The organism is Psychrobacter sp. Ps6 (assembly GCF_022129235.1).
Lineage (GTDB): Bacteria > Pseudomonadota > Gammaproteobacteria > Pseudomonadales > Moraxellaceae > Psychrobacter.
Genome location: NZ_JADQAI010000001.1, coordinates 273676 through 298368, shown reverse-complemented (window position 1 = coordinate 298368; position 24693 = coordinate 273676). Strand labels below are relative to the sequence as shown.

Genomic DNA, 24693 nt, shown 5'->3' with positions numbered 1-24693 from the left:
ATGACAATTATTGATTTGAGCATTTTTATTACGCACGACAGACGTAATTTACGCTTTGCTACTACAGCGAGCTGGCAGGTAACACATAATGCACGCTCACTATAATTAAGTAACACTATAAACATAGCAAATACAGACAGCTGAATTGAAACGTCCTATATTTAATACCACAAGATAATTGGTAACAGCCAACAATACTTGTGAACTACTAAAATAAAAAAATTAATAAATTAGTAGAACTAGTAAAAAGAGCTACTATGAAAAGTAATTAAAAACTATATTACATATATTAATTAAAGAAAAAGGAATATAACTATGAACGAGAATACTCTAAAAGGCGAATGGAAACAGCTAAAAGGCTCAGTAAAACAAAAATGGGGCGAGCTGACCGATGATGATTTAGATCAAGTTGAAGGCAGCCGTGATAAGCTGGTTGGCCGTGTACAAGAGCGTTATGGCCATGCTCAAGACCATGCTGAGCGCGAAGTAGATGACTGGCGCCGCGAAAACAATTACTAATAAATTTTCTTTGAGAAATATAAATAGTGTCTTTTTCAAAGCAGATAAAATAAAAACCGCATAGAAATTTATGCGGTTTTTTATATTATGCAAATCGTAAATTAAAGAAGCAGTATTGTATAACTCTTATTTCATATCTGGCATCAACGAAAAGCTAATATCAGCTAATAATAATTAACATCGTCCAGACACGATAAAACCGCATAGCAATAAATTGTTATGCGGTTTTATTGTTAACTATCCATGTTACCTATCACGACTGCTTTCTATGCATCCTTGCACAAATATTCAGTGATTGTGATACTGGGCATCCTGCCCTTATTACTGCATACAGCATCTAATCTTAACTGCTGCTATCAGCAATGGGTATGTGTCCTTACTTCAACTACTATTATCATCCTGATGCTAATAATTGAATCATTATCCTTAATGCGGTCAACTCAATCCTTGAGTCACATTCCCTAATGCCGTGTAACCATAATGCCTAACTCTCACTCTCATGTTAAGTCGCGTAAACGTCATTGCATGTAAGCATATGCTTACAACGATTTATTTATCCTCAATAATTACAACTTACTAACGCAAATGACACTTAATATAAAGCTTCGTATCCTATGATAGATAATGTAAGAAAACATTTCTAAAAATAGACTTTTCAGTAATGGTGACTTTTAACATCTATCTGAATATGGCTGTATCAACATATTTTAGAATCCTCCTACCTTTGACTCATATGAGCATTCTTATCGCAAGCTCTCTGAAACCTTATAGGATATTGCATCATGAAAACTCTAAAACCGTTCTCCTTTAAGACAGCCATATCTACTGGTCTTATCGTTGCCCTATTGGGTACCACTGTCGGTTGTGCTGTCGTTGGTCCAGGCTATGATAACCAGCCCATATATCGTGGTGATAATAATCGGCAAAACGATAGCTTCAACCGTGTCAGCCAGCAGCTACGCCAAGACTTACGCCGCAAAGGCTATCAAGTTATAGACATTCGCTCTGACAGTTATCGCGGCGATCGCGCAATGATAGCTTTTGCCAAAAAGAATAATCAGCTCTATGAGCTAACATACACTTACCCTTCTCTAAAACTCATCAGCTCAAATAAAAGATCATGGTCAAACAACTGGGAAGATAACAAGTATCAAAAAGACAATGACCGTTATAAAAAAGATAAGCATAAAGATAATGGCAAATATAAGAATGACAAGCGCTATAAAAAAGGTGATATAGAGGACAGCATTAAAAGAGAATCACGTTACCCAGCGATCAAGCGCCGTGCCATCAATAAAGTAAGGTCTATGGGTTACCGTGTCGAAGATATCGAGCTTGAAGAAAAAAACAAGCGTGGTGTCTTTGACATTGAGGCCAGACGCGGTTCACAGGAGTATGAGATATTGCTCAGCTACCCAAATCTAGACGTTATTAGCGTTAAAAAAGACTGATGACGCTGACACTACTGTCAGTAGAGCAGTTCTACACGCCCCTTTACTGAAATATTAGAAAACTATCTTTATCCAACGATAGTGTATTATGAGGACATTTTTATGAAAGCTTTATCATTTTCAACACTAAAGAATGTAATATCCGGCAGTATTGTCGCCACTTTATTAGCGGTAACTACTGGCTGTGTCACCACACCTGGCGGCTATAACGTATATGACGATATCTATGGAGACGTCTACAAAGATAACAAAGAGCATAAAAAGCACAAAAACAAGCATAAAAAAGCGGATAAAAACGTCTACTCAGCTGCTATCGAGCGTCGAGCTGCCAATAAAGTTAGCAGCATGGGATACCGTGTCAAAGATGTTAAATATAAAGAGGGCGACCGTAAAATCAAGGTCAAAGCTGAGCGTGGTCGCGACGATTATAAAATCGAACTGGGCTATCCAAGCTACAATGTCATTAAGATCAAAAAGGATTAATCGATTATTAGGGTCTGATATTCACTGTTAATACTCAGTTGAAACATCAGAAAATTTACAACCAAATAAGTCATCAAGTGGCTTATTTGGTTTTTTTATGAGAACTTTTACACTCAATAAGCTAATATTTTTCTATATAAAACTAAAAATCCAAGACTTTTATCACATCATACGCTGGCGTTTCATACGGGTGCGCCTCTTTTAACGCGATGACAGCAGCAGTAATAAACGCGTCATCGACGACCATCTCTACTCGCCACTCATCGACCATTTCTAAACTATCTTGCTTACCGATATGCGGCGCGCTACCTGCTAACGGCATAAACTGTCCCGTTCCTTGCACTTGCCAACAGCACTGCTCGTAATCGCCAATACTCCCAGCACCAGCAGCAAACAATGCAGCCTTTACTTGCTCTAACGCCTCATCAGGAATAAAAACCGTCAACTTATACATGAACTTACCTCACAAAATAGTTTTAAATCTCAATCTACTAGTTCTTAGATAAAGAAGGATGATCGGTCCATATATAGCGTAGCAACCAGTCTTTGGCATCACCGGCATAATCAATACCGATACGCGGACGCACTGACACGGGCGGCTGGCAACCATCATCTTCGACCCAAACGCCTGAGTCTGGCGTGATAGGCTTGCCATATAAGTCGCGAGTTATCTGCAAGCGCTTGGTCAGCTTACCCGGACCTGCAAATTGCTTGGGGTGAGTCAGCTGCTTATTTGGGCTGAGTTGTTGCTCATCAATCAGACGGTCGCTATCATCCGTCAAAAACCCAGCGCGAATCAATACCGATTCAGGTGACTCTAGAGGGCCGCTAATCAAATTTAGCATATGATGCACACCGTATGTCAAATAGACATAGAACACACCGCCTTGCTCATACATAATCTCTGTGCGCGCCGTTCGTGACCCTGCATGTGAATGGCAAGCGGGGTCATCTTGACCAATATAGGCTTCGGTCTCTGAGATACGCATTCGCAAAACTTTTTCTGATCCGTCGCTGTCGATTAGCTGTCGACATAAGACTTTGCCCACCAAATCGGCAGCGACCACACAGGTCGGACGCGTAAACCAGCTAGGATCTAAAACAGTTGATGAGACAGTAGACATTAGCGAAACCTTTTCTTATTTTTATGGTCTAATTGATATGAGTAAGTACTGACAAATTAGCATAAAAGTAAGATAAGGTATCAAAGACAGTGTTAGCGCTATGTTTGATTTTTTATACGAGCTAAATGATAAGCCTATGGCTGAAGAGTGATACTGTTGATAAATGGATAGGAATTATAGTCTGTTATAAGTGGTTCTATTATAGCGGTCTGTTTTAAGTAGTCTATTAATAGGTTTGAAGGGTGAGATAACTGGTTTCCTTGGGGTATGCCCTATAAAAAATTGTATAGCTAACGTTATTTCAGGAAATTCGATAGGCAAATAAAATGAATAATATAGATAAATTAACTGAGCTAAATCACTATTTTTTAAAATTGAGAGAAATTTTACTTCAGGAGGATGAACACAACTATATAAGAGGAATTAATGTAATTATAAATAGAATACAGTACTCGTTAAAATATAACGAAGACGCTAAAGCAACCATTAAAAGCGTTGGAGACACCTACAGTCTTATGAACTCCGGTAATGGTAGCTTTTCGGATTTCTTCATTTGGAGAAAAGACTTTAACGAAAGAGTTGAAGCAAACAAAGTGTTAACAAAGTTGAGAAGTGATATAACTAGTTTGATAGTAAGTGTTGACAATAATTTATTGAATAGCCGTTAGTATCCAACAGTTCGGTGCCTGTATAGCGCACCGATCATGTTCCCACAACAGAGTTTATGACGTTGGATGTCAGAAATCAGTTCTTACTGGTTCTATTTAGGTATAATTATTTAAAACTAGATAAAAATTATATTTTTAAGGTATATGGTATGGAATCTGATACATCATTCTTATTAATAGGAGCTTTAGCAGCCCAAGCTAACACAACCAAAGATACTATTCGTCATTACGATGAGATGGGGTTACTGAAATCTCGAAAACGCCAAGCGGGATCACGCCTATACACTGAATTTCATCCTGAATGTATTGAGCGTATTAAAATGATTAAAGGCGCACAAGCTATCGGTTTTACTCTTAATGAATTTAAAAGACACCTAAATGATCATTTCAATGGCACTCTCAATATTGATAAAGATTTAATTACTATTTCCAAAAAACTTACTGAAGCGAAACGTCAAAAAACTGAGATCATCAATACTATTAACCGGCTTAGTGCTTATTATATTATTCTAGAAGAAATAAAGTCAGACAATATCGGCTTCATTTCTAAATCTGAATGGGAAAAGCGAATAGCGGCGCAGCTCTGCTTAACCTGAATCGCACCGATCATGAATAGAATATGTATGTTAAGTACACCATGAAGTACACTGTGAATATTTCAGCGATTTAAAACGTTGATAACATTAGCCCGCAGCTTAGCATTCAAGTCCTCACTAGGGTACTACCATTATATAATGACATAAAAAAACTGAGCACAAGGCTCAGTTTTTTATTTTATGCTAAGTATTAAACGCTTATTTTAATGGCACACCGATACGGTCAGCCACTTCTTCATAAGCTTCAATCACATCGCCTAATGACTGACGGAAACGGTCTTTATCTAGTTTCTTCTTGGTGCTCTTATCCCAGATACGGCAGCCATCTGGTGAGAACTCATCACCCAATACGATACGGTCATGGAATACGCCAAACTCTAGTTTAAAATCAACTAAAATCAAATCACCTGCATCAAACAATGCTTTGAGTACATCGTTGACTTGATAGGTCAGCTCTTCCATTTTAGCCAATTGTTCTTTGGTCGCCCAGCCAAGAGAAACAGAGAGCGACTCGTTGACCATCGGATCACCTAGCGCATCGTCTTTATAAAAAAGCTCATACGTTGGCGGCGTCAATGCCTGCCCTTCTTCTAAGCCCAAACGACGTACCAAACTACCAGCGGCAAAGTTACGCACCACGCACTCTACAGGAATCATGTCCAAACGCTTGACCAATACTTCGTCGTCAGACAATTGCTTTTCAAAATGCGTCTCGATGCCAGCATCAGACAATTTTTGCATGATAAAAGCATTAAAGCGGTTATTCACCACGCCTTTACGCGCCAATTGTTCGATACGCTTACCATCAAGCGCTGAGGTATCATCACGGAAGTGTAAAATCAGAAGATCATTGTCTTCTGTTTCATAGACAGATTTGGCTTTGCCTTTATACAGCAGTTGTTGCTTTTGCATTATGGAGTTCCTGTTCGTTCAAGCTTATGTGGTAAAAACGCGCAGCGACCGCTGACTCTTATTACAATATCGATATTATTTTAATCAATAATCATAAAAATCGGCGGTACAAATGAAGAAATAAATTAGTTTGAAGGGCTACTAACAGCTCGCTGAGGCTTTGGCAGCTGATACTGATTACCTGACTCATTCTGTAGTTTAAGCGTGTTCGCGCCCACATTCGGCGTTGGGTACAAAGGCACGAAAGGTGCTGTTTCTTGAGCAGCTGGTAGTTCTATCGGTGCAAGCTTTTTGCTTTGTTGATAGTCTAAGCTGCCATTGTCGCGCTTTCCAAGCAAGCTCTTGGTCGCTTGGCAGCCGCTCAATACCAACGTACTACCCAAAACTAAGGTCAGCATTGCAGGAAGTAGTTTTGTCGTCTTTGATGATACTGTCATCATGTTGTCTCTCTGAGTTAGCAGTTATTGCTCATTTAGGCGATTGACTCATCATGATAAGTTGACTCATTGCTCGCTTGAATATTAATCGTCGAGCAACAAGTCTTAAATCGCTGAAAATCAAGTTATAGTATGTTTGCTCGAACCAACGCTTCATCAATAGTCGCATGATGCTGCTCTGCCAACCAAACGAGTGGTAAGCGAATACCTTTATCGATAATACCCATTTTATGTAGGGCGTATTTCGCTGGGATAGGGCTTGATTCGATAAATAAATCACGATGTAAATGCTTGACCACATCGTGGATTTTGTCAGCGGCTGCGAAATCACCGCGCAAGCCAGCAGCGAAAGTCTCGCTCATGGCTTTTGGCGCTACGTTGGCAGTCACTGAGATATTGCCTTTACCGCCTACTTTTAGTAGATCAAGCGCTGTGCCATCATCACCAGACAATACGACCATTCTATCACCAACGGCTTTAATCAATTGCTCACCGCGACCAACAGAGCCTGTCGCATCTTTGATAGCGACGATATTATCGATATCACACAAACGCTCAACCGTGTCTTGTGCAATATCAACGACCGTGCGCCCCGGTACGTTATAAAGCATCTGGGGAATATTGACGGCTTTAGCAATGGCTTGATAATGCTGAAACAAGCCTTCTTGTGGCGGCTTATTATAATAAGGAGCAACCAACAACGCACAATCTGCACCAGCATCTGCTGCGTCTTGAGTCAGTTTAATCGCTTCCATGGTGTTGTTCGCGCCAGTACCTGCGATGACTGGCACGCGACCTTTAACGTGCTGGATAAAATAGCGAATGACATCGCTATGCTCCTGCATTGATAGGGTTGCCGACTCACCAGTGGTACCAACAGCAACGAGGCAATGTGTGCCCTGCTCTATCTGCCAGTCTATGAGGTCAGCCAGACGTTTATAATCAACTGTACCGTCAGGATGCATGGGCGTTACCAAGGCTACCATTGAGCCTTGTAATCGGGTTTTGATCTCGTCGTATGCTGTGCTCATAACCGTGCCTTACTGTATTATCCTAGCTTTTATCAAAGCTGTCACATGATAGGTCGTTTGCAAGTGCCAAAAAATTATATGCGTTGATAAACGCTAATGGCCAACCCTTGCTTGATGTTAATGCTGAAATTTTATTTATTATCATAACGTTTACATTATAAATTACTGCGTATTCAAGTGAGTATTGGCATTATCTATGCCAGTGACCGCGAATACCTGCTGCGCCATAAAATATAATAATAAAAACGCCTGCTAGTGTAGCATATTTTGATTTGACCGCTATCAATCAATTGAGGCTGCAATCATAAATCAGAGGTCAAAAAGAGACTTTTATATTACCAAAAATCATAAATATAAGCTCAGAGCTTTATCAATAAACAAACGCTAAACTCAATAGCTAGTTTAGCGTAATGAATCAGCACTGATAAGTCTTTTGATTAATGTTAACGAATCGTCAACACATCGATGGTGGGACGATATAATCGAAAAGGCAGGCCTCGCGTGCCAATACCGCTGCTGACGAATATTCAAATATATTATTCGCAGACTACTACAATATCCGTTTGCGTATTATGGCGAGCGATATTTATGATGAACAATTATACTTTTCGGTATTCTTCGGTATGCTGCTCTCCAAATCACTTTTTTATGGTTTTATCTACTCAATACGCAGACCAATAATAGCAGGGATACCTTGACGGATAACCTCTATGGTCACAACGCCTTTCTTTGGTAAAGAAGAAATCGCACCAGAGAAGTCCTTTACGTTTTTAATGGGTTTTTGGTGAAAGTTAGTAATGACATCACCTGCCAAAATACCTGAGCGAGCAGCAAGTCCTGTCGGATCAACAGTCGTCACTAATATGCCTGTTTTTCTATCCTTAGCGACTTCTACTTGCTCCTCCTCGGTTAAATCACGCAAGCGTAAGCCCAGTTGTACATCATTGCTCTGCTGATCCCCACTTTGGGCTCTAACATCATTAGGTGCATAAGCGAGCTTACCGCTAATGATCATTTGCTTACCATTGCGCTGAATCTGTGCGCGAAATGGATCGCTTGGCTTTGCTCGATTGAGAAGATTCAATAAGTCAGATGCTCGCATGATTTGTACATTGTTGTACTGCAAGATAATGTCACCAGGTTTTAGACCTGCTTTTTGTGCTGGCGAGTCTGGAGAAACGCGAGTCAGCAAAGCGCCTTGTGGTTTATCCAATTTATAAGCTTCGGCCAGATTACGGTCGATATCTTGGGGATAGATACCCAAATATGCGCGAGCGACTTCACCACTGGTCTTTAATTGCTCATAGATATCCATAGCAGCGTCAATCGGGATAGAGAACGATAGTCCCATGTAGCCGCCCGTCCCACTAAAGATACGCGAGTTGATACCAATCACTTCGCCGCGCTGATTAAATAGAGGGCCACCTGAGTTACCAGGGTTCAGTGCCACGTCGGTTTGAATGAACGGCACACTGGTTTCGCGTGAGAAACTGCGTGATTTGGCACTGACGATGCCAGCGGAAGCCGAATAATCAAAACCAAATGGTGAACCAATGGCTAGTACGGGCTCCCCTACTTTTAAGCTGTTTGAGTCGCCAATCGGTAGCGCGGGGAACTGAGTGCCTTCAACTTTTAGCACCGCCACATCTGAGCGCTCGTCACTACCAATCAAAGTTGCATCAAGCTCGGTTCTATCGTTAAGTGTGACGGTGATTTTGTCAGCGCCCTCAATGACGTGATGGTTGGTCAGCATGTAGCCGTCAGATGTGACAAAAAAGCCCGTACCATAAGCATGCTCTATCGCTGGCGTGACTGCTCGATCAGGAATGCGCACCCGATCGCCAAAAAACTGCCGCAACACTTCAGCCGTTTGCGCCTTAGCAAGCTCAGCCTCACTGACTGTCTTGGTGACGTTGACACGTGCCACTGCGGGCGTCACTTGTTGAACTAGGCCAGAAAAGTCAGCCGTGGTTACAGCCGCATGGGCATTGCTCATTGTGGTGACATTAATACTCGCCACCATCGCCGTACTCACAGCGAGTGCCAGCGCACTACGCTGTAACCAAAGTCGTATATCGACAGTGGTTCGTGATTTAAACATATTGATAGGCATATTGTCCCCCATATGAATGGTCATTATTATTGTTGGTAATTAGATGATGGTGGTACTCGATAACGTCTTGCCTGACGCACATAACCTCAATCGTTATTGGTCAGCGTTCTTATATTTGCTTACATCGTTATACTCATATTACACGATGGTATTCGTACTATGCATCGATTTCATATATGTTTTATCGCTAGGCTGATATAGTAACGATCATATCAGCCCCGTTTTTATACTTATTTAGTAAAAATTAGAATGGGTGGCTTTAGCGAACATAAACCCTTAGCACCAATATATGGTCTCTGATTAACGCCATATTATTGTCGTTTTGGCGGCGTGCATGACCAACGTAGCTACTGTATGATGAACAAAACGTTATCTTGCCATTATTTCCATAATGCAGGATAACCCAAGGCATGGTTATTTCATACTGACTTTGTACAATTTTGTGGCTGCGCGCTGATATCGTGGCAGGCGCTATATACATGTATATGAATCAAACCATGTTATGATAGCAAGCAAAGCAAAACAAATCACAAAACAAACAAAAGTCAATTAGTAAAAATACTATCGACTACTCGTTTATCAAGCTGGCTATCATCACCCTTATTTTCCATCTTTTGCATTTCTAGACCCACATTATTTGTCTAGGACTGCTTTTGTCTTTGCTACTTTATAGTATATATATCATATCTAGCTCATGTTGTGATTCATGATGGCTATCAGTGCTATGACCCAGATAAGATAAGTAATGATAGCAACTTATTATGAAGTGAACGGTAGCGACTATCTTATGGCAGCTATTTGATAGATATAAAATATGACAAGATTACAAAAGGATTAATTTATGGATACCGCCCTATTGCTATCCGGCGTGGTTGGGATTGGCATTGCCGCCCAATGGCTGGCTTGGTATTTGAAGCAACCGTCCATTTTATTTTTATTATTGATTGGTATTATCGTCGGACCAGTACTAGGCGTATTTGACCCTGATTTGGTACTGGGCGAATTGATGTTTCCCTTTATCTCATTAGGTGTCGCGATTATCCTATTTGAGGGCTCGCTAACCCTAGAATTCGATGAGATCAAACAGCACGGTACCGTGGTGCAAATGCTGGTATCGGTTGGTGTACTCATCACCATCGCTATCGTGGCGCTGTCGACTTATTTGCTATTCGATGTCGATCCATTGATTGCACTCCTGTTCGGTGCGCTGGTCTGCGTGACCGGTCCGACGGTCATTATGCCGCTGTTGCGTAGCGTGCGCCCCAATAAAACGATATCCAACATCCTAAAATGGGAAGGTATTATCATTGATCCAATCGGCGCAATCGCCGTCGTATTGGTCTATGAATATATCATCTCAGGTGGCGAAGCCAGTAGTATCTTACTATTTGCCAAGATTGTCGTATTGGCAACCGCACTTGGTATGGCAGGCGCTTGGTTGCTTGCCTTCCTCATGCGTCGTCATATGGTTCCTGAGTTTTTGCGCAATGTTTTTACCCTCGCATTCGTCTTGGTCTTGTTTTCGGTATCAAATCACTTAGAGCATGAATCAGGACTATTGACCGTGACCGTACTAGGTGTGGCACTGGCAAACTGGCCAAAATTCCCACGCGAGACAATTTTGGAGTTCAATGAGTCTTTAACCGTTCTGCTGATCTCTGTGCTATTTATTATTTTGGCCGCTCGTGTAGAGCTGGCAAGTTTATTGAGCGTAGGATTTGCAGGTCTGGTGCTACTTGCCATCGTTATGTTTGTGGCGCGTCCATTATCGGTATGGGCGTCCTCTATCGGCTCCAACCTAAAAACCAATGAAAAGCTGATGATCAGCTGGATTGGTCCTCGCGGTATCGTCGCTGCTGCTATCTCATCCTTGTTTGCGATTCGTTTGCAAGAGTATGATATTCAAGGTGTCGAGCTGCTTGTACCATTGGTATTTATGGTCATCATTGGTACGGTAATGATTCAGGGTCTGGGTGCAAAGGTGGTCGGCAACTTGCTGGGCGTACGTGAGCCTGAGACCAATGGTATTCTTATCGTCGGCTCAAACCCGATTGCGCTACTCATCGCCACCTCTCTTAAAGAGCAAGGCTTCGACGTCATCGTCGCGCATAATAACTATACCAATATCGCGCGCGCACGCATGAGCGGACTGCGTACTTATTTTGGCAACCCCATCTCGGATCATGCTGATCACCATCTCGACCTTATCGGTATTGGTCGTTTGTTTGCCATGAGTATGGACAAAGAGATGAATACCTTGTCTGAGATTCATTATCGTCATGAATTTGGCGAACGTAAGCTATACCGTCTTAAGTTCAGTGATGAAAAAGTCAGAAGTGAGCGCGACGACAAGCAGTCCAATTTTCACTCACAGTGGCTATTTGGCAAAGATGTGACGTACACCAAGCTTGCTAGTATGCTGTCCAAAAAAGCCCGTATCAAAATCACCAACATCACTGACAGCTATAGCTTTGAGCAGTATAAAGCGGATAACAAGCAGTTTGTGCCGCTGTACACCATAGACAAAGAAGGCAAGCTGCACGTCATTACTGATAAGTTCGACGGTACAGTGCCGCGTGATCGCAAGCTTATCTCACTGGTCGTGGATGATGAAGTACAGCCAAAACCAGTAGATGTGACACCCAAGCAAGAGCAAGCGCGGATGGTCGCCGATGCTAACTTTGAATCGAGCTCAAAAGCACCTGAAAAACGTAAAGAAAAAGAGCTGAGCAGCGACATCACTCAAAAAGCAGAACCAGAGACAACCACTGACACTGCTAAAAACGCTGATAAAAGTACCGCGAGCGTGAGTAGTGGCGTAGATAAGTCATCTAATATCGCGCCAGTAGCGACGGATGATAAAGCTGTGGCACCAAAAGCTGTCTCAACTGATACGGCAAATAAAGGTGTGATGTCAGCAAACTCGACCTCGACCTCGAAAACCAAAACGTCTAGTAATAGTAATACCAACGGTAATGGTAACGCGCCTAAAAACAAAAAAGGAGCGCTTGATCCCAATCGTTTGCCTGATTCTGGTCAAGACAATGCTACTCATTCGACTGCCAAAACTGACACTGACACTTCTAGCGCGGCTGAGAAAGAAGCCGAGCAGAGTGAGCTGAATGACAAAAATAGTGATAAATAAACTCTGTCGTTATTTACTCGCTAACGTCATAATCGGTTAAATAACAAACTGTCATCAATAAAAAGCCCCAGCGACATGCTGGGGCTTTTTACTTTTATCACATCTGCTTGATTATTAAATCTACTTACAAGATAAAAATGCTCACTCAAATATGATTATTTAACATCAAATCTGTCTACGACTGCCTGCCATATCCGCGCGCTCACTTCATCAGTACTGCCTGACGCATCGATACGCTGTATGCGCTCAGGATGCGAGCTTGCAAGCCGACTAAAACCGGTATGTACCCAAGTAAAGAAATCCATCGCTTGCTGCTCAAAGCGATCTGCTGCGCTGCGTTTATTGGCACGTGCCATGCCCTCTGCTACAGGTAAATCAAGCCATAAAGTCAGCTCAGGTAATTGGGTCACAAACTGCTCGATCAGCGTGTCAATTTTGGTCAGCATCGCTTGATCGCCATGTCCGCGTCCAAAACCCTGATACGCAATAGTAGAGTCCGTAAACCGATCACAGATTACCCATGTGCCGCGTTGTAGTGCGGGTAGAATGACTTGCTGCATATGATCACAGCGCGCCGCAAACAATAATAAAAGCTCTGTATCATCCTCAATTTCAGTTGCAGGGTCTAGCAATATATCGCGCAGTCGCTCAGCAAACGGACTACCACCCGGCTCGCGAGTACGAAGGTATTGAATACCATTTTTCTCTAGTTGCAAGCAGAGCTGCTCAATCGCCGTGGTTTTCCCGACGCCTTCCGTTCCTTCAAAGCTAATAAACCGCCCTACAGTAGATGCGTTCGTCGTTTGCGAAGCATTCGATTCCGGTAGCGTGGACGATACTGTACTCGCCTGTGCGGATGGCGCGTTGGTCTGTATAGGTACTGACATGATATGACCTTATGTCATTGATGAGCGCTATCGTTAGATTATAGCGCTCAATAAACGATAAGTTTTATAAGAGATAAGAAGGTGCTTTATTGCGGCGGTGTTTGAGATTTTTTCTCACGCATGACGCTCAGATAGTCTTTTACCGCTTGATTATGCTCAGCCAAGCTATTGGTGAATTTGTGTCCGCCATTACCAGTTGCCACAAAGTAAAGAGCGTCGCTATCGGCAGGATGTAAGGTTGCTTCGATAGATGCGGCAGATGGTAGCGCGATTGGCGTTGGCGGTAAGCCATCAATCTGATAAGTATTATAAGACGTTTTTTCATCGATGTCTTTGCGGCGGATATTACCATCATAACGGCTACCCATACCATAAATGATGGTCGGATCGGTCTGCATACGCATGTTTTTAACCAGGCGATTTCTAAACACGGCAGAGACTAGCGGACGCTCTTCTGGTACGCTGGTTTCTTTTTCGATGATAGATGCCATTACTAATGCTTCGTAAGGGCTATTATAAGGTAGGTCAGGCGCACGATTTTCCCACGCATCAGTCAGCGCTTTTTGCTGGCGTTTATATAGATCAGTGAGCACTTTTTTGTCGCTCGTCCCTTCACCATAATAATAGGTATCGGGCGCAAACCAACCTTCAAGATTATGATTGACGATAGGATCACTGCTGTTGGTCACGCTGTCTGGCAATATACCAGCCAAATCTAACGCTTGTGCGATGCTGGCATTATCACTGTCTGCGGTCAGCACTTCTTTTTCGATATTGTCATTATCACGCAGCGCTTGATACAAATCTTTTGAGGTTTTGCCTTCGATAATTTGCACCTTTACCATGGCCGCTTTTGCGCCCTGCTCTAATATTTGCAGTGCCTCAGCGATGGTTGGGTTCTCAGGTAATTGATAGATACCTGCATGCAAAGGCGCATCGACTTGCGACTTGATATATAGCTTGGCTACGCTGGCCGAGAACAGCGGAATCTGATTTTGCCACTGCGGCAATAGGCCATAATACGTCTGACCTTGCTCAATCGTGACCATTTGCTGCGGCTGCTCGATACGACCAAATAAGGTCTGATACACCATAACTAAGAAGAATGCAGCAATGAGCCCTAGTACCAGCAATACCTGATAACCGCGCTGCATAAAAAACGAGGGGTTGTTGACTTTATATTGACGCGGTTTGCTGTTGCCACTGATCAGCGAGACATTGGTTGCTGGCGTGTCTTCCACCCTATCTACCACTGGTTGTGCGTCCGGTAGCGTGGTGTCTACACGCTCCTCGACTGTGCCATCTTGCTCGTTCGATGGCGACTCATTGGGACGTTCAGGTGGTGTATTGGGTGTGGGCTTGCTCATGGCAACTCGCGAGGCAGATGTTTGCTAGAATTTAGCACTGAACCGTACGATTTTCAATGCTGATTAAGTTTTTTACCTTTTATATCTCTACTCTATCTAATATCCAATTAGTCCAACTAATAACTGTAGAGCATCTCCGACCGAAAGTAGTCGTATCTTTTCCTACTCCGTGTAAATCACAATCTTTTATTAGCAACTTAACCTCGTCTACCGAAGGGCAACTACCATTATCAAGATAGCTTTTCATAACGAGGTTGAATGGTTTATATTTCATAATCAAACTGACTAAATCAAACTGTCTTTGCTCTATTGGCTTTCCTAAAATATTTTTTCCTAAACTTGTAAGACTATATTTTTTATCATTACTATAATTCACTAAACCAAAATACTTAGCGCTATTACCATAATAATCAGCCTGTCTTGGTACAAAACGGAACTCTTCTGCTATTTCTTCTTTAGACATTTCAGCATTTTTATAGTAAAGAAGCTCACAGAGGTTTATTGTCTTATCTATATCGTTAGACTGAGGAAAAGGAACATAAGGTTCTTTTACAAATATTGCGTCGTTCACAATGTTCTGAAGTCGTTCTAAACTCAATGAGTCCTTCACAATACTATATTTACCCTCTCTAATCATTTCTATTGAATCTGGCTTGTTTATATTTTTAAATACGTATTCTCTTAAGTGAAAAATACCATCAGAATAAGTTAGAAATATATTACGTACTTTCTTATTTATACTCCTTTCTTCAAGTTTTTTAGTCCAGACCCTGTATGGATAATAGACTTGTCTAATTAAGAAGTCATCGTGTATCAGGTTTTTAACTTCGACAAGATAAATTGAAGTCTCAGATTCAAACCCTCCATCTATCTCAATTTGCGACTTTGAAACCTCAATTTTCAAATTAGATATTTCAAAATCGAAGTCTCCAGAGCCCATCCTACCGCCTATTACATGGGTTATATTTTCTTCTTCAAAAAAAGAAGTCAGTATTTCACATATATTTGCGCACAGAAGCGCTGTAGTTTCACTACTTATATTTTCGATATCTATAGATTCAATATAATCAGGTTTTTTAGCTCCAATTGTCTTTATATTTTTGGTATTTACTATTTTTTCAAATAAATTAAACTTACCTATAACATAGCTGCCTCTAGTTATAGGGAGAATAGCTAAACCATTATCTTTAAATATTTTAGGTAGCTGATCTTGAAAGTCGAACTTAGTCATCAGTCTAGCTTCATGGTAACAATTTATTTGAGATGACGTGATGCGGAAATAACCCTCATCTTTCACAGCAACGATAATTGGATAATCTTTGAATATCTCTTCCCATTTTAGGTTTTGTATACTCTTACCTTTACTCATAATTTCTTACCAATATCTCTTTAACCTCACCTCTTTTACTCCCCACAGAGTTAATACTCCTACTAGCGCCTACCTCAATTATCTCAAAGTCTTTGTATAATTCTTTCATAAAAGCAGTAGCAGAGTTAGACAAAAGGAAATTAACACCCCTTTTATTTAGATTGATACAAGTATCTCTAAGCCTTACTTGTTCATCATCACCAAAACCACCTTGAACGTATCCTGTAAAGTTTGAGCTTTTCGAGACAGGATCATACGGTGGATCAAGATAAACAAAGGAGCCTTTACGTGCTCCCTTAACAGCTTCCTCAAAATCTCCATTACGCAATACAATATCATTATTCTGTAAGTAATTACTTACCGCTTGCAGAACAGTTTCGTTGATTATATTAGGGTTTTTATAACGCCCAAAAGGTGTATTAAACTCACCTGAACTATTGACTCTATATAGTCCATTGAAACAGGTCTTATTTAGGTAAATAACACGAGATGCACGCTCTATCTTAGTTAACTCAACAAAACCTTCCTGCCTATCTAGAGCTCTTATCCGATAAAAGTACTCGGAGTTATTTTCATGAATAGCTAAGTGTTCAATAAGAGCATCTACATCATCTCTAATCGTTTCGTAAACATTGATTAATTCAGAGTTGTAATCATTGATCACTGCTTTTTTTGGTTGCATGTGTAGAAATATTGCGCCACCACCCAAAAATGGCTCGTAGTAAGTAGATATACGGCTAGGAAGCAACGGCTCAATCTCAGTTATAAGTTGGCGTTTTCCACCTACCCACTTCAAGAAGGGCATGACTAATTTATTTTTCTTTGCCACTCTTAACCTCTTTTTCAAATGATTTATCATTAAATAATACCGACAAGCTGATATCAAAACTATCTGCAAAAACTTTGATATTTACTAAAGCAGGATTACGCTCACCACGTTCAACCATACCTATATATGTGCGATGAAAACCGGTTTTTTCGGCTAGCTGCTCTTGGCTCAAGTCATTTTTTTTACGCAACTGGCGTATTCTTTCACCGAAATCACATAGAACTTTTTCTTTCATATAAGGCACGCATATTGGTTTTTTTGTTTGACTCATGCTATATTTTGTATACAATAAGTCTACATACAATAAGTATCATAGAGGAAAGTAAGTTATGATAAGTATCGAAAATATGACTATTAATATTGAATTCAACTCAACGGCACCTAATGAATTATTAGATACTGAAGACTCTGTAGTAGTGAGAGATGAATTAGTAAATATGCTTCGCATCATTAGCGAAGATAAGAGGTTTATTGGTCAAACTGTTGTTATTCCAGACGATTGCGGGCAGTATGGTTTCGCAAAGGGAGAGTTTAACTTACCCGAACTTCTTTACTTCTTAGCCGATATGCTGGAATAGACATGGAAAGTCATTCGTTTTTTAACAGTGATAATTTAGATTTTAACTTACTGAAAGGCAACTGCTTAACAGTTATTCCTCAGTTAGATAACAACGTAGATATGGTCTTTGCCGACCCTCCATACTTCTTATCTAATGATGGTTTAACAGTCAAAAATGGCAAAATACAGTCAGTTAATAAAGGTCATTGGGACAAGCTTGTCAGTGACAATGATGCTTATGTATTCACCTATGAATGGCTTTTTGCTGTACGAGAGAAAATGGCAGATAATGCAACCTTATGGGTCAGTGGTACACATCACAATATTTTTACTCTGGGTCGTATTTTGCCGCAGCTTGGTTTTAAAATACTCAATGTTATAACTTGGGAAAAAACCAATCCACCGCCTAATTTTTCTTGTCGGTTTTTTACTCATTCTACAGAATTTATTATTTGGGCGAGAAAACATCCTAAAGTGCCGCACTACTTCGATTATGATTTGATGAAGCGACTTAATAACGATAAGCAAATGAAAGATGTGTGGCGCTTGCCAGCAATTGCTAAGTGGGAAAAATCTTGTGGTAAGCACCCTACGCAAAAACCTTTGGCATTATTGGCACAGATGATTTTAGCCTCTACTAAAAAAAATGCTTTGATACTTGACCCTTTCGCTGGATCTTCAACAACAGGTATCGCAGGTAATATCTTAGAAAGACGTTTTATTGGTATTGAACAGGAAACTGAATATCTACAACTCAGCCAAGCACGCTATGAAGACCTACAACTTGAAGGGAGAAAAGAGTTTTTCAAACAACATTTCTATCGTTTATTAAATAAAGAAAATAACAACTAAACGGATTCAAAATCCACAATATCACCTGACAACAGCGTCAAACTGCTCATAGGCATGATACCGCGCAGTGCATTGCAAAAGAATAACCCCGTCAGCCTAGGCAAGTCCTCATCTGATAACGACCGTATCACCACTGGGTACTCTGTCATGGACAGAGCATCAATAATCACCTGCCGCATTACACCAGCTACGCCCGATTGTGTCATAGAGGGAGTGTGCCATTGACCTGTTGTTAGATAATTCTCAGGATTATTATCAGCACCTTCGTATCTACTAGAGTGCGTTTCAGATGCGGATAAAGGCTCATCTGCTAACTGATAGAACACATTGCTCATCGTACCTTCAACCCAGTGACCACTCATATCACGTAGCAACCCTTCACTGAGGCTCCTTGCAACGTTGGACGCCAATGGTTCAGCTTTTATACGCTGTAGCTCGCCACTGGCAAGGACATTATCTAGACGGCTTAGGCTTTTGAGTCCTGCCAGCGGCGGCGGCAGACAGGCAATCTGTGAAGATAAGCATATCGCCGAGGCATTCGGCTGCATGGGTACTAGATTGCCATCAGGTAATGACAGTTGCACAGCAGTAGAGACTCTCATAACAGTCGGTTTTAGCCATATCTCACAAGCGCTTCCTGATTCACTTGGTACATAGCCATAACCGCGAATGTCTTGTGCGGCGCGAGTCACTACGAGCTTGAGCATACCCTGCTCTAGCTGCTGGGCATACATTTTTAATACTGCCAGTAGTTCCTCGCAATCTATATCTAACTGCAAGGCGTCAGCATGGGAGATGAGCCGCTGATGATGATAGTCTGCCCATAGGATGAGTCCGCCCATCACACCCATGGTCGTAAAAAACCCATCCGCATAGGCCAATCCGCGGTTGTCTGGTGACAGTGTCACTGCTTCGCTGGTTGCCGTATCATCTTGTGGATATAGGCAGACCCAACGGTTAGGCAGTGACCTCATATCTATCATCGCTTAGCTATTGTCTATTTGGGCAGCGGATTTATTGATGACTAGCATACAGCTATAAAACTCACATTTTGCCAGCTCTACTTTTTGTCCGCCAATGACTCTGTTTTTGATGATTTGGTTACTGAGCATCTCAGCAACCATTTTGCCACCCTCATCACCCATTAGTCGGCGCGACAGTTGGTAGGCTTTTTTAGCATGGTCTTGGCTCAACGCTTTTTCTTTATCAGAATCGGTCGGATTGGCATAATACCAGCCAAGCTCAAGATATTTTTCGGAGTCGATAATATCCAGATAAGGCGCGTCCGTCTTCATAAAGCGATATTTGGTAGCAGGATTACTGGCATAGTCTAGGCTATTTTCATCCGTACTGATTACTTTACCAAATGCTGACTTGATACCATCTAACTCATCGGTGCTAAGCGGCTCGCCCTTGTCAGCGCCCCATGCCGAGACATCGTATTTTACTGGTGTACCTTGTTGGGCGGTCGCGCCATCTAGATCAGGATTATCTACAGCGCTATCCTGTACAGGGGTATCCGTCACAGTCTGCTCGCTACTCTCAGCGTTTGTCTCTGGATTTTGAGCATCCTCTTTGGTGCTATCACAGCCACCAAGCGTCACACTAACTGCCATTATCGTACCGACTAGAAGAGTCTGAAGGTTATGATTCCACATGGATAATTTACTCACACTTTTAGATTGATCTTACAATAATATTAACGAGCTGGCCCAGAAGCCACCGATAACAAAGGGTTTTTTAATAAAAAATGTATTTAATAAAAGTTATAACCTAACAGTCATTAGAGCATATTATACTAATTAACATACAATCGATAGTTTACCCAACTGCTCAGCGCTTGACTACCTTTTAGGTTACGCACAACGCTCCCAGAGAGTACATATTTGTTAAAGATATCACTCATCAAACTCTGCCCGATACAAGGCTTATGAAGTGAGCCATTGGTTTGTCAATCCTCATTTTATCGCTTATGATAAATGGCCATAAGCGATGCATTTTTAATGATGTCTTGCCTCTTTTAGCCAATGGACCCTTTATGACCCAACATTTCATCGTTATTGGCAATCCGATTGCCCACAGCAAATCCCCTGAAATTCATGAGCAATTTGCGTTACAGGCGGGTATTGATATTCGCTACCAGCGCCAGTACTGTCCTGACGATGCTGCCAGTTTTACGGCGGTCATTGAGGCGTTTTTTCATGGTGGTGGTGTGGGTGCTAACGTGACCGTACCTTTTAAGCAAGTCGCTTATAACTGCTGTGCGGCGCGCGGCGGCTTATCAGAGCATGCCAAAACAGCAGGCGCGGTCAATACCCTCATGATAAATGAGGCGCTATTACAACAAGGCGCGTCGATAAAAGAGGCCATATACGGCGATAATACGGACGGACAAGGGCTCGTCAATCACATAACAAGCTTAGATTGGCCACTAGAAGGTGCTCGCGTTGCCCTTATTGGCGCAGGCGGCGCGGCACGCGGTGTCATACTACCGCTGATTCAAGCAGGTATTGGCTCACTGACTATTGCCAATCGCACAGTGAGTAAAGCGGCAGATTTGGTAGACGAGCTGAGTGCAGCCAGCTCAGTCATTGCAGCGCAGCAGATTCAGGTATGTGCCACTCACGACTTGAGCGGCGACTTTGATATGATTATCAATGCCACCTCCATCGGCTTATCAGGCGACACACTGCCGCTGGATGATAATCTACACTGTCAATACGCTTATGACATGATGTATGGGCGCGACCTACCCTTTTTGCAGCATTTCGCGGCGCGTGATGCCCAAACGTCTGAAGGCTACGGCATGCTCATCGGACAAGCCGCATTGAGTTTTGAGCGCTGGACTAATCATACGATCGACGTCGCAAAAGCGACAGCCGCCTTGAGTCAAAATACTTAATGGAACTCTTAATTAGCAGCATTAAACTGCTGCTTATTATTCACTAAAGCGCAGCAGCAGCCAATGCTCCAAACGCCGCAGTGGTACACGCAATCGTGTAGAGTGGATGGCCAAACCACCACTGAGACCAATCACACAGCCAAGTGCCGTATCAATCATGCGCGTATGGATCACATCTCCTGCCACTGGCGGCACCGGCATCGTGCTGCCATACTCCGCGATAAATATCGTCAATGGCGTAATAAAAATCACCGCCAGCCCATAATGCCGGTCGACAAGCGACTCAATCAATAACATCATTGATAATATAGCCACGGCGACACCCCAAGTCGATAGCCCCCAAGACAGCATCCAACTTGCAACCACCATACCAACCAACGTACCCAATATACGATGCAATTGCTTGATCCACATGGTTCGTAGCTGGATGCCTTGAATAATGATAAAGCAGCTCATGGCGACCCAATATGGATAAGGCATGTCTAACAAAACTGCTATCACCAATGCCAGACTGATGAAACCTACGACAATGAGGCTATCACTGATCATATCTGGCTCATAATGATAACTGGGCGTAGGGGCAATAGGACGTGTGGCGAGCAAAAACAGTGTATACAGTAGCGCCAGCAACATCGAAGACCCGCTACCCAATAGCACAAGCCCTATCGCTGAGAGTACTCGATCTAACGGGACAGGAATAAACAGCGCGATTGCACCAGCCATCAACACAAACAACCCTGCTGGTGGTGGCTGCTTATAATAACGACCCAACATCACCACGCTAAGCGCGACAAGCATAAAAACAGGCAGCCTGAGTATAGGCAATTGCTGCGCCATCAAACCCAGCGCAAAACTGAGTATCATGGCAAACCCCCAAGCCATTACGGTTACCAATCGATAAGGTAACCCGCCCACCAATGGCAGGTTTAAAATAATCATTGACCCCAGCGACGCTTTGATTCCAGCAGATAAGTCACCAAAGTAAGCGCCCACGAATACTGGAAAGCTGATCGCAATTGCAGCAACAATGGGCATATGCCATGGCCTTTGACTACGATTGACTGTCAGTAAATGCCTAAGCTCGCCGTCAATGAGCAACTTAATGCGCATCAAGAATGTGGTCAACCAAGAGGATTGTTTGTGAGATTTTGGGTCGCTCATAGATGGCCTTCCTTATTTATTATGTCTATTCCTCTTCGGTTTTCTGCTTATCATCAATCATCTATAGCAGATGGTTTTTGAGCACATCCAGCACATATATCAGCCACTTCATAAAACTAAAATTAATTAATTAAAATAAAATTCATGAATAATAGTTATCAATTGTATATTTATCGACCTATAAGATTTATAATCATATCAACGCGATAATAGCTGACGCTCAACAAGGACGTCATAAAGCCCTTCACAATGGACTCGCTGTTTATTACTAGCACTCATAACAACAGATATAGTATCTATCTCAATTAAAATAATGACACATCGCTGACATGACTTTTGACTCAAATACTGCGTCGTAAGTCCATGATAGTGAACTAACCAAAGAGAGCGATTATGTTAACTTACAAAGCACCTTTACGTGACATCAAATTTTTGATTAATGATGTATTTGATTACCAAACGCATTATAAAAGCCTAGATAATGGCGAGAATGCCGATCCTGAAACGATTGACATGATCCTACAAGGCATGGCTGACTTTTCTGAAAACGTCCTCGCTCCTATCTATCAATCAGGCGATGAAGAAGGCTGTCATTTTGAAAATGGCGAAGTCACTACGCCAAAAGGCTTTAAAGAAGCTTACAACCAGTTTGTAGAAGGCGGCTGGCAAGGTATCTCGTATCCTGAAGAATACGGCGGGATGAACTTACCGACGTCAATCAACCTGATCAAAGCTGAAATGATCGGTACTGCTAACTGGCCGTGGGCGATGTACTCTGGCCTATCAACCGGTTGTATCAATACGCTACTACAATATGGTACGGATGAGCAAAAAGCCCTGTATCTACCGAAGTTGGTCGAAGGCACATGGGCAGGTACGATGTGTTTGACCGAGCCACAGTGTGGTACGGATTTGGGCCAAGTAAAATCAAAAGCCATCCCGCAGGATGACGGTACCTATAAAATCAGTGGTACCAAAATCTTTATCTCAAGCGGTGAGCATGATTTAACAGACAATATTATTCATATTGTTCTAGCACGTCTACCAAATGCTCCAGAAGGCACACGCGGTATTTCGCTATTTATCGTACCGAAATTCACGCCGAATGCTGAAGGCGAATCTGGCGAGCGCAATGCCGTTGTCTGCGGCTCAATCGAGCACAAAATGGGTATCAGCGCCTCTTCTACCTGTGTATTGAACTTTGATGGTGCTACTGGCTACTTAATTGGCGAACCGCACAAAGGCCTAAAAGCGATGTTCACCTTTATGAACACTGCTCGTATCGGTACTGGTATCCAAGGTCTAGCGCACACTGAGCTATCTTTCCAAAACGCGCTACCGTATGCCAAAGAACGTCGCTCTATGCGTACGCTATCTGGCACCAAAGATCCTGAAAAAGTAGCTGATGCCATCATTCATCATGCTGACGTACGCCGTATGCTATTGACGCAAAAAGCCTTTGCTGAAGGCGGACGTTCAATGATTTATCATTCAGCGCGCTATGCCGACAAAATGGCACAGGGTATCGTCAATGGTGATGATGAAGAGTTCGAAAAATGGGATGACAAGCTAGGTTTCTACACGCCAATCCTAAAAGGTTTCTTGACTGAATTAGGTATTGAAGCGGCCAAACACGGTCAGCAAATCTATGGTGGTCATGGCTATATCAAAGAATGGGGTATGGAGCTGATCGCTCGTGATGCTCGTATCGCAACCATGTACGAAGGTACGACTGGGGTACAGGCATTGGATCTATTAGGTCGTAAAGTTATCTTGCAATCTAAAGGTAAAATCATTCGTGACTACACCTCAAGTATCATGAAATGGTGCGGCGAGTATGCCCTTGATAAAGACATGCGTAAATTCGTTTGGGCACTCACAAAACTGTGCGCTGAGTGGAACACATTAACAGTGCGCTTGATGCTAATGGCTCGTAAAGACCGTGAAATCATCTCAGCCGCATCAGATGACTTCCTTATGTACTCAGGTTACGTTATGATGGGCTACCACTGGGCACGTATGGCAGCGGTCGCTTATGATAAGCTTGAAAATGGCGGCACAGAAGCACCAGAATTCTACAAAGCGAAAATTCAAACAGCTGAATTCTACTTTGACAAGCTGCTACCACGTACCTCGGGACATGCTGAAGCCATGGTCGCACCAAGCAATAGCATGACAGATATGGACATTGAAAACTTTGCTTTTCTAGACTAACACTGTATTCATAATCCACGAAAAAGCGCCTATCATTTAGGCGCTTTTTTGTGTTTAACTGACCGTATTATGAT

General features: G+C 42.2%; 24 protein-coding genes. 10 read left to right on the top strand and 14 right to left on the bottom strand.

From position 1 onward, the window contains the following. Positions 1-315 precede the first annotated feature (315 nt). From I3255_RS01270 to I3255_RS01260, 3 genes are all read left to right on the top strand, one after another. Positions 316-519, top strand: coding sequence for a CsbD family protein (locus I3255_RS01270; RefSeq protein WP_201600796.1), 204 nt, complete (start codon positions 316-318; stop codon positions 517-519). A 782-nt stretch (positions 520-1301) separates the two neighbouring features. Continuing rightward, a complete protein-coding gene (locus I3255_RS01265) occupies positions 1302-1970 on the top strand; it encodes a hypothetical protein (RefSeq protein WP_238036111.1) in 669 nt (222 codons plus the stop codon). A 102-nt stretch (positions 1971-2072) separates the two neighbouring features. Beyond that, the gene (locus tag I3255_RS01260) at positions 2073-2453 is read left to right on the top strand and encodes a hypothetical protein (RefSeq protein WP_238036109.1); all 381 of its coding nucleotides are present in this window, start codon (positions 2073-2075) and stop codon (positions 2451-2453) included. 142 nt (positions 2454-2595) lie between these two features. On the opposite strand, the gene I3255_RS01255 is transcribed toward I3255_RS01260, so the two are convergent. Both I3255_RS01255 and I3255_RS01250 read right to left on the bottom strand, forming a co-directional pair. Then, on the bottom strand, positions 2596-2907 hold the full coding sequence (locus I3255_RS01255) for a YqfO family protein (RefSeq protein ID WP_238036107.1): 312 nt from the start codon (positions 2905-2907) through the stop codon (positions 2596-2598). Positions 2908-2944: 37 nt separating this feature from the next. After that, positions 2945-3577 carry a DNA-3-methyladenine glycosylase gene (locus I3255_RS01250; protein ID WP_238036105.1) on the bottom strand — a complete coding sequence of 211 codons (633 nt, stop codon included), beginning with the start codon at positions 3575-3577 and terminating at the stop codon, positions 2945-2947. Positions 3578-3903: 326 nt separating this feature from the next. On the opposite strand from I3255_RS01250, the gene I3255_RS01245 reads away from it, so the two are divergent. Continuing rightward, on the top strand, positions 3904-4245 hold the full coding sequence (locus I3255_RS01245) for a hypothetical protein (RefSeq protein ID WP_238036103.1): 342 nt from the start codon (positions 3904-3906) through the stop codon (positions 4243-4245). A 149-nt stretch (positions 4246-4394) separates the two neighbouring features. Continuing rightward, a complete protein-coding gene (locus tag I3255_RS01240; RefSeq protein ID WP_102076270.1) occupies positions 4395-4841 on the top strand; it encodes a MerR family transcriptional regulator in 447 nt (148 codons plus the stop codon). Between the two features lie 198 nt (positions 4842-5039). On the opposite strand, the gene purC is transcribed toward I3255_RS01240, so the two are convergent. From purC to I3255_RS01220, 4 genes are all read right to left on the bottom strand, one after another. After that, positions 5040-5753 carry a phosphoribosylaminoimidazolesuccinocarboxamide synthase gene (purC, locus tag I3255_RS01235; protein WP_238036101.1) on the bottom strand — a complete coding sequence of 238 codons (714 nt, stop codon included), beginning with the start codon at positions 5751-5753 and terminating at the stop codon, positions 5040-5042. 125 nt (positions 5754-5878) lie between these two features. After that, positions 5879-6190, bottom strand: a complete 312-nt coding sequence (locus I3255_RS01230) for a hypothetical protein (protein WP_320157872.1) — start codon at positions 6188-6190, stop codon at positions 5879-5881. A gap of 125 nt (positions 6191-6315) precedes the next feature. After that, the gene (dapA, locus tag I3255_RS01225) at positions 6316-7221 is read right to left on the bottom strand and encodes a 4-hydroxy-tetrahydrodipicolinate synthase (RefSeq protein WP_238036099.1); all 906 of its coding nucleotides are present in this window, start codon (positions 7219-7221) and stop codon (positions 6316-6318) included. A 658-nt stretch (positions 7222-7879) separates the two neighbouring features. Further along, positions 7880-9244, bottom strand: a complete 1365-nt coding sequence (locus I3255_RS01220; RefSeq protein WP_238036514.1) for a Do family serine endopeptidase — start codon at positions 9242-9244, stop codon at positions 7880-7882. Between the two features lie 931 nt (positions 9245-10175). Here I3255_RS01220 and I3255_RS01215 point away from each other — a divergent pair. Then, entirely contained in the window at positions 10176-12479 is a 2304-nt protein-coding gene (locus I3255_RS01215; protein WP_238036097.1) for a sodium:proton antiporter, read from the top strand. Positions 12480-12634: 155 nt separating this feature from the next. On the opposite strand, the gene tmk is transcribed toward I3255_RS01215, so the two are convergent. From tmk to I3255_RS01190, 5 genes are all read right to left on the bottom strand, one after another. Continuing rightward, a complete protein-coding gene (gene tmk / locus I3255_RS01210; RefSeq protein ID WP_238036095.1) occupies positions 12635-13366 on the bottom strand; it encodes a dTMP kinase in 732 nt (243 codons plus the stop codon). Between the two features lie 86 nt (positions 13367-13452). Then, entirely contained in the window at positions 13453-14733 is a 1281-nt protein-coding gene (mltG, locus tag I3255_RS01205) for an endolytic transglycosylase MltG (RefSeq protein ID WP_238036093.1), read from the bottom strand. A gap of 79 nt (positions 14734-14812) precedes the next feature. Then, positions 14813-16102 carry a hypothetical protein gene (locus tag I3255_RS01200; RefSeq protein WP_238036091.1) on the bottom strand — a complete coding sequence of 430 codons (1290 nt, stop codon included), beginning with the start codon at positions 16100-16102 and terminating at the stop codon, positions 14813-14815. Then, complete coding sequence (locus I3255_RS01195) at positions 16095-16931, bottom strand: DNA adenine methylase (protein WP_238036090.1); 837 nt, start codon at positions 16929-16931, stop codon at positions 16095-16097. Before I3255_RS01195 ends, I3255_RS01200 begins: the two co-directional genes overlap by 8 nt. Then, positions 16915-17166 (bottom strand): helix-turn-helix transcriptional regulator, encoded by a 252-nt coding sequence (locus I3255_RS01190; protein ID WP_238036089.1) that lies wholly within the window; start codon positions 17164-17166, stop codon positions 16915-16917. Before I3255_RS01190 ends, I3255_RS01195 begins: the two co-directional genes overlap by 17 nt. A 94-nt stretch (positions 17167-17260) precedes the next feature. Between I3255_RS01190 and I3255_RS01185 the strand changes: the two genes are divergently transcribed. Both I3255_RS01185 and I3255_RS01180 read left to right on the top strand, forming a co-directional pair. Continuing rightward, positions 17261-17509: a hypothetical protein gene (locus I3255_RS01185; RefSeq protein WP_238036088.1), complete on the top strand. Its 249-nt coding sequence runs from the start codon at positions 17261-17263 to the stop codon at positions 17507-17509. 2 nt (positions 17510-17511) lie between these two features. Then, a complete protein-coding gene (locus I3255_RS01180; RefSeq protein WP_238036087.1) occupies positions 17512-18342 on the top strand; it encodes a site-specific DNA-methyltransferase in 831 nt (276 codons plus the stop codon). Here I3255_RS01180 and I3255_RS01175 read toward each other — a convergent pair. Beyond that, on the bottom strand, positions 18339-19316 hold the full coding sequence (locus tag I3255_RS01175; RefSeq protein WP_238036086.1) for an aminotransferase class IV: 978 nt from the start codon (positions 19314-19316) through the stop codon (positions 18339-18341). The genes I3255_RS01180 and I3255_RS01175 overlap by 4 nt on opposite strands. 12 nt (positions 19317-19328) lie before the next feature. Further along, positions 19329-20015 (bottom strand): hypothetical protein, encoded by a 687-nt coding sequence (locus I3255_RS01170; RefSeq protein WP_346268615.1) that lies wholly within the window; start codon positions 20013-20015, stop codon positions 19329-19331. A 365-nt stretch (positions 20016-20380) separates the two neighbouring features. On the opposite strand from I3255_RS01170, the gene aroE reads away from it, so the two are divergent. After that, a complete protein-coding gene (gene aroE, locus I3255_RS01165) occupies positions 20381-21244 on the top strand; it encodes a shikimate dehydrogenase (RefSeq protein ID WP_238036085.1) in 864 nt (287 codons plus the stop codon). Between the two features lie 36 nt (positions 21245-21280). Here the strand turns inward: aroE and I3255_RS01160 are convergent, their stop codons facing one another. Next, entirely contained in the window at positions 21281-22405 is a 1125-nt protein-coding gene (locus tag I3255_RS01160; protein ID WP_238036083.1) for an FUSC family protein, read from the bottom strand. A gap of 393 nt (positions 22406-22798) precedes the next feature. Here I3255_RS01160 and I3255_RS01155 point away from each other — a divergent pair, with 393 nt between their 5' ends. Further along, on the top strand, positions 22799-24619 hold the full coding sequence (locus I3255_RS01155) for an acyl-CoA dehydrogenase C-terminal domain-containing protein (RefSeq protein WP_238036081.1): 1821 nt from the start codon (positions 22799-22801) through the stop codon (positions 24617-24619). Positions 24620-24693: the final 74 nt, after the last annotated feature.

What these genes read in the sequence shown, in the direction of transcription:
- I3255_RS01270 (WP_201600796.1), top strand. Translation starts at nt 316, where the DNA reads ATGAACGAGAATACTCTAAAAGGCGAATGGAAACAGCTAAAAGGCTCA.
- I3255_RS01265 (WP_238036111.1), top strand. Translation starts at nt 1,302, where the DNA reads ATGAAAACTCTAAAACCGTTCTCCTTTAAGACAGCCATATCTACTGGT.
- I3255_RS01260 (WP_238036109.1), top strand. Translation starts at nt 2,073, where the DNA reads ATGAAAGCTTTATCATTTTCAACACTAAAGAATGTAATATCCGGCAGT.
- I3255_RS01255 (WP_238036107.1), bottom strand. Translation starts at nt 2,907, where the DNA reads ATGTATAAGTTGACGGTTTTTATTCCTGATGAGGCGTTAGAGCAAGTA.
- I3255_RS01250 (WP_238036105.1), bottom strand. Translation starts at nt 3,577, where the DNA reads ATGTCTACTGTCTCATCAACTGTTTTAGATCCTAGCTGGTTTACGCGT.
- I3255_RS01245 (WP_238036103.1), top strand. Translation starts at nt 3,904, where the DNA reads ATGAATAATATAGATAAATTAACTGAGCTAAATCACTATTTTTTAAAA.
- I3255_RS01240 (WP_102076270.1), top strand. Translation starts at nt 4,395, where the DNA reads ATGGAATCTGATACATCATTCTTATTAATAGGAGCTTTAGCAGCCCAA.
- purC (WP_238036101.1), bottom strand. Translation starts at nt 5,753, where the DNA reads ATGCAAAAGCAACAACTGCTGTATAAAGGCAAAGCCAAATCTGTCTAT.
- I3255_RS01230 (WP_320157872.1), bottom strand. Translation starts at nt 6,190, where the DNA reads ATGACAGTATCATCAAAGACGACAAAACTACTTCCTGCAATGCTGACC.
- dapA (WP_238036099.1), bottom strand. Translation starts at nt 7,221, where the DNA reads ATGAGCACAGCATACGACGAGATCAAAACCCGATTACAAGGCTCAATG.
- I3255_RS01220 (WP_238036514.1), bottom strand. Translation starts at nt 9,244, where the DNA reads ATGGTGGCGAGTATTAATGTCACCACAATGAGCAATGCCCATGCGGCT.
- I3255_RS01215 (WP_238036097.1), top strand. Translation starts at nt 10,176, where the DNA reads ATGGATACCGCCCTATTGCTATCCGGCGTGGTTGGGATTGGCATTGCC.
- tmk (WP_238036095.1), bottom strand. Translation starts at nt 13,366, where the DNA reads ATGTCAGTACCTATACAGACCAACGCGCCATCCGCACAGGCGAGTACA.
- mltG (WP_238036093.1), bottom strand. Translation starts at nt 14,733, where the DNA reads ATGAGCAAGCCCACACCCAATACACCACCTGAACGTCCCAATGAGTCG.
- I3255_RS01200 (WP_238036091.1), bottom strand. Translation starts at nt 16,102, where the DNA reads ATGAGTAAAGGTAAGAGTATACAAAACCTAAAATGGGAAGAGATATTC.
- I3255_RS01190 (WP_238036089.1), bottom strand. Translation starts at nt 17,166, where the DNA reads ATGAAAGAAAAAGTTCTATGTGATTTCGGTGAAAGAATACGCCAGTTG.
- I3255_RS01185 (WP_238036088.1), top strand. Translation starts at nt 17,261, where the DNA reads ATGATAAGTATCGAAAATATGACTATTAATATTGAATTCAACTCAACG.
- I3255_RS01180 (WP_238036087.1), top strand. Translation starts at nt 17,512, where the DNA reads ATGGAAAGTCATTCGTTTTTTAACAGTGATAATTTAGATTTTAACTTA.
- I3255_RS01175 (WP_238036086.1), bottom strand. Translation starts at nt 19,316, where the DNA reads ATGAGGTCACTGCCTAACCGTTGGGTCTGCCTATATCCACAAGATGAT.
- aroE (WP_238036085.1), top strand. Translation starts at nt 20,381, where the DNA reads ATGACCCAACATTTCATCGTTATTGGCAATCCGATTGCCCACAGCAAA.
- I3255_RS01160 (WP_238036083.1), bottom strand. Translation starts at nt 22,405, where the DNA reads ATGAGCGACCCAAAATCTCACAAACAATCCTCTTGGTTGACCACATTC.
- I3255_RS01155 (WP_238036081.1), top strand. Translation starts at nt 22,799, where the DNA reads ATGTTAACTTACAAAGCACCTTTACGTGACATCAAATTTTTGATTAAT.